The sequence below is a fragment of the Nguyenibacter vanlangensis genome, from assembly GCF_013376155.1.
GTDB classification, from domain to species: domain Bacteria; phylum Pseudomonadota; class Alphaproteobacteria; order Acetobacterales; family Acetobacteraceae; genus Gluconacetobacter; species Gluconacetobacter vanlangensis.
In genome coordinates, this window is the sequence record NZ_JABXXP010000620.1 from 1 (window position 1) to 1,641 (window position 1,641).

Sequence of the window (1,641 nt, forward strand, 5' to 3'; positions counted from 1 at the left end):
GATCCTGATCAGCGGGCGCGGCAGCAACATGCGCGCGCTGATCGACGCGTGCGCCATGCCCGATTTTCCGGCCCGCATCGCGCTGGTGCTGAGCAACCGGCCCGACGCGCCGGGGCTGGAGGTGGCGCGGTCCGCCGGGTTGCGGACCGAAGTGGTCGATCATCGTCCGTTCCGCGGCGATCGCGTGGCGCATGAGCGGGCGATCGACGCGGCGCTGCGAGACGCGGGGGCCGAACTGGTCTGTCTGGCGGGCTATATGCGGCTGCTGACGCCCTTCCTGACCGGAGCCTGGGCGGGGCGGATGCTGAACATCCATCCCAGCCTGCTGCCGGCCTTTCCTGGCCTGCATACGCATGAGCGCGCGCTGGCGGCCGGGGTGAAGCTGCATGGCTGCACCGTGCACCTGGTGACGGAGGTCATGGACGAGGGCCCGATCCTGGGCCAGGCGGCGGTGCCGGTGCATGCGGGCGACACGCCGGGCCAACTGGCGGCGCGCGTGCTGGAGCAGGAACATGTGCTGTACCCGGCGGCGCTGCGCAGGCATCTGACCCGTGATGCGGCGGCGGAAACGGAGCCGGCGGCGGGGCCGCTGCTGTTCCTGTAGGGGCGGGCCGCAACGAAGAAAGGCCGGCGCCTTGCGGGCCGGCCCTTCATTTTTCGTATTTTTCGCGCGTCAGGTCGTGACGCGTCAGGCCGTGATCAGGGCAGGATCTCGATCTGCGAGAAGAAGAACGCGATTTCGTTGGCCGCGTTTTCCGGGCTGTCGGAGCCATGGACCGAGTTGGCCTCGATGCTCTCGGCGAACTGGGCGCGGACGGTGCCGGGGGCGGCCTTCTTGGGGTCGGTGGCGCCCATGACGTCGCGGTGCTTCAGGACGGCGTTCTCGCCTTCCAGCACCTGCACGACCACCGGGCCCGACACCATGAACGAGACCAGGTCGCCGAAGAACGGGCGGTCCTTGTGCACGGCGTAGAACGCGCCGGCCACCGCCTCGGTCAGTTGCATGCGCTTCTGGGCGACGATGCGCAGGCCCGCATCCTCGAACACCGCGTTGATCTTGCCCGTCAGGTTGCGCCGGGTCGCGTCCGGCTTGATGATCGACAGGGTACGTTCGGTCGCCATCGGGCGGCTCCTTCCTCTTGCTCGAAACATGTGGGGGACCCGCAGCCCGGCCGGACCGGCGCCCCTTCCGCGCGCCATCTAGAGCATATTGGCCGGGACTGGTAGGTACAGCGGCACGAATCCTGTGCCGTGCGGCGCACAACCGGCGGCGCGATCCATCCGGCGGCGGCCGGATCCGTTGTCTGTCAAAGGGTTGGCGCCGCAGGGCCGCCCGCGTTCCGGAGCCCCGATCCCGTGAGTCTGCTTGTCATTTCCGACCTGGTCCTTCGTATCGCGGGGCGCGCCCTGCTGGACGGCGCGTCGCTGAGCGTCGATCCGGGGCGCAAGATCGGGCTGGTCGGGCGCAACGGGGCGGGCAAATCGACCCTGCTGGCGGCGATTGCCGGGGATATCGCGCCCGATGGGGGCATGATCCGCCTGTCGTCGCGCGCCCGCATGGCGCGCATCCGCCAGGAGGCACCGTCCGGGGACGCCAACTTGCTGGACACGGTGCTGGCGGGCGATACCGAGCGGACCGAC

The 1,641-nt window shown here is 69.8% G+C and carries 3 protein-coding genes; 2 read left to right on the forward strand and 1 reads right to left on the reverse strand.

All coding sequences use genetic code 11. The features are described from left to right. The first annotated feature begins 1 nt into the window (after position 1). Positions 2-604, forward strand: a complete 603-nt coding sequence (gene purN / locus HUK84_RS17315) for a phosphoribosylglycinamide formyltransferase (RefSeq protein ID WP_317135306.1) — start codon at positions 2-4, stop codon at positions 602-604. 95 nt (positions 605-699) lie between these two features. Here the strand turns inward: purN and ndk are convergent, their stop codons facing one another. Further along, positions 700-1,122, reverse strand: a complete 423-nt coding sequence (gene ndk / locus HUK84_RS17320; RefSeq protein ID WP_176641369.1) for a nucleoside-diphosphate kinase — start codon at positions 1,120-1,122, stop codon at positions 700-702. Positions 1,123-1,356: 234 nt separating this feature from the next. Here ndk and HUK84_RS17325 point away from each other — a divergent pair. Continuing rightward, positions 1,357-1,641: ATP-binding cassette domain-containing protein (locus HUK84_RS17325; RefSeq protein ID WP_176641370.1), on the forward strand; the 285-nt coding region annotated here is incomplete at its 3' end.

What these genes read in the sequence shown, in the direction of transcription:
- ndk (WP_176641369.1), bottom strand. Translation starts at nt 1,122, where the DNA reads ATGGCGACCGAACGTACCCTGTCGATCATCAAGCCGGACGCGACCCGG.